Source organism: uncultured Clostridium sp. (genome assembly GCF_934754925.1).
Taxonomy (GTDB): domain Bacteria; phylum Bacillota; class Clostridia; order Clostridiales; family Clostridiaceae; genus Clostridium.
On record NZ_CAKVJA010000099.1, the window covers coordinates 1 to 2653 of the forward strand.

At 30.8% G+C, this 2653-nt stretch carries 3 protein-coding genes; all 3 read right to left on the reverse strand.

Going from position 1 to position 2653, the window contains the following annotated elements; translation table 11 throughout:
- Positions 1–67: 67 nt before the first annotated feature.
- On the reverse strand, positions 68–550 hold the full coding sequence (locus Q0G30_RS14085; RefSeq protein WP_366014129.1) for an ATP-binding cassette domain-containing protein: 483 nt from the start codon (positions 548–550) through the stop codon (positions 68–70).
- Between the two features lie 20 nt (positions 551–570).
- Positions 571–1566, reverse strand: a complete 996-nt coding sequence (locus tag Q0G30_RS14090) for an ABC transporter ATP-binding protein (protein ID WP_366014131.1) — start codon at positions 1564–1566, stop codon at positions 571–573.
- A gap of 151 nt (positions 1567–1717) precedes the next feature.
- Positions 1718–2653 (reverse strand): ABC transporter permease (locus Q0G30_RS14095; protein WP_294391342.1); only part of this gene is annotated, 936 nt, incomplete at its 5' end.

Sequence of the window (2653 nt, forward strand, 5' to 3'; positions counted from 1 at the left end):
AATATTACTGGAAATCAAAATTTCCAGTAATATTTGATTTATAAGAAACTATATTACACAAAATTATCTACAGTCTCGAAAATTCATGTGGGTAACGATCTATATGATAAGGTCTTAAACCACAATCTTTCATTATTTGCATTATATAATCTCTGTATTGTTCTTTAGGAACTATATTATGAGCTCTTACTGCTTCACCTATGATTTCACCAACTGGCATACGTGGATCTAATGATGAATATGGATCTTGGAAAATAATTTGAACCTCTGGTCTAATTTTTTGAAGTTCCTTTTTAGACATTTTAAAAATATCTTTTCCATTTAATATAGCTTCACCCTCAGTAGGTTCTGTTAATCTTAATATAGTTCTTCCTGTTGTAGTCTTACCACATCCTGATTCACCAACTAATCCAAATGTTTGTCCCTTTTTTATTTCAAAAGATACACCATCTACTGATTTAACATGTCCAACAACATGCTGAAATACTCCTGCCTTTATAGGAAAATGCTTTTTTAAGTTTCTAACTTCTAAAATATTTTCGTTACTCATGTTTTACCTACCTTTCTGCCTTACTCATAAAGATGACAACTTACTTCATGTGTTTCTGTTATTTTCTTAATAGAAGGATAATCACCAAAACATGTATCAAAACATTTATCGCAACGATTTTTAAAGTAACAATGATTTGGCATATTAATTGGATTTGGAACATTACCTGGAATAGAGTATAACTTCTCATTACCAGCATTAAGACTTGGTAATGATTTAATTAAACCAACTGTATAAGGATGCTTAGGATCTTTAAATATTTCATGTACTGTTCCCTTTTCAATAACTCTGCCAGCATACATCACTACAACATAGTCACACATACTTGCAACAACGCCAAGGTCATGTGTAATTAGCATTATAGATGCATTGATTTTATGTTTTAAATCATGAAGTAACTCTAAAACCTGAGCTTGAATTGTAACATCAAGAGCAGTAGTAGGTTCATCTGCCACAATAAGCTGCGGATCACAACATAATGCCATTGCAATTACTATTCTTTGTTTCATTCCACCACTTAATTCATGTGGATATCTATTAATTACTCCTTCAGCATCAGCTATTCCTACTAATTTTAATAACTCTATTACTTTTACTTCTACCTCTTTCTTTTTCATCTTAGGATTGTGTAGTTCTATTGGCTCTGCCAATTGAGCGCCTATAGTAAATACAGGATTTAAACTTGTCATTGGCTCTTGGAATATCATTGAAATTTCATTACCACGAATCTTTTGCATTTCACTCATTGGAAGCCTTGTAATATCTATAGCCTTACCAGTATTTTTATTATTAAATCTTATTTCTCCACCTACAATTTGGCCTTGTGGACCTTGTAATAATCTCATTATTGATAAACTTGTTACAGATTTACCACATCCAGATTCTCCAACAACACCAACTGTTGAACTCTTAGGAATATTAAAAGACACTCCATCAACCGCTTTTACAGTTCCTGTATCAGTAAAAAAGTGAGTCTGTAAATTATGGAATTCTAATATATTATCTTCATTGCTCATAGTAGTTGTATAATAGGATTCAGGAACATTCTTTAATTTCTTTTCCTTATTATACTTTTTATACATTTTAGCATTAAACTTTTTAATTTCTTTCATTTTAGCTTTTTGTTGTTTTTTAAATTCCTTTTTAGTCATTTCCATTTAAACTCACCTACCTTTTCATCTTTGGATCAAATGCATCACGCAGACCATCACCAATAAAGTTAAATGCCATAACTATAAATAAAATTAATATTCCTGGTGGTAACCAAATATTTAAATAATTCTTCATTATTATAGAGCTATTAACAGCATTAACCATATTACCTAATGATGCATATGGGAATGCAAGTCCCACTCCTAAGAAACTTAATGCAGATTCTGTTAATATAAATCCACCAAGATCCATAGTAGCCATTACAATAATTACTGGTGTTACATTTGGAATTAGATGCTTAAATATTTTACGTGGTACACTAAGTCCACAAGCTTCTGCTGCTTGCATATAATCCATTTCACGAATTGAAAGTATCTGTCCCCTAACCATTCTAGCAACACCTGACCAGTTAAATACCCCCATTATTAACATTAGATAATAAATTTTCATTTGAGGCTTAACACCGAAGGCAGACATTAATGATGCCGTAACTAACATTAATGGGAAAAATGGTATACAATAGAATATATCTACTAATCTCATAATTAACATATCTATTTTCCCACCATAATATCCTGCAAATCCTCCAAGAGTTACACCTAATAATAATTCTATAATTGTTACAACAACACTGAATATAAGTGATATTCTTCCACCATACATAAGTCTAGTTAATACATCACGTCCATCAGCATCTGTACCTAATGGATGTGTTGCTGACATAGGTGCCTTAACATTAACACCTATATTTTTTTCCTTAATCTTATCTGTTTCATGCATTCTAATTTCTTCACCAGTAGTTTGATTTATATAAAATATTTCATACTCTCCATATGGTGATAAGAATGGTCCTACAAATGAAAAAAGGGAAATTATTAAAATAATACATACTCCTAAAATAGCTAATTTATTTCTTAAAAATCTTTTCATTATTAATTGACCTGGAGTTTG

What these genes read in the sequence shown, in the direction of transcription:
- Q0G30_RS14085 (WP_366014129.1), bottom strand. Translation starts at nt 550, where the DNA reads ATGAGTAACGAAAATATTTTAGAAGTTAGAAACTTAAAAAAGCATTTT.
- Q0G30_RS14090 (WP_366014131.1), bottom strand. Translation starts at nt 1,566, where the DNA reads ATGAGCAATGAAGATAATATATTAGAATTCCATAATTTACAGACTCAC.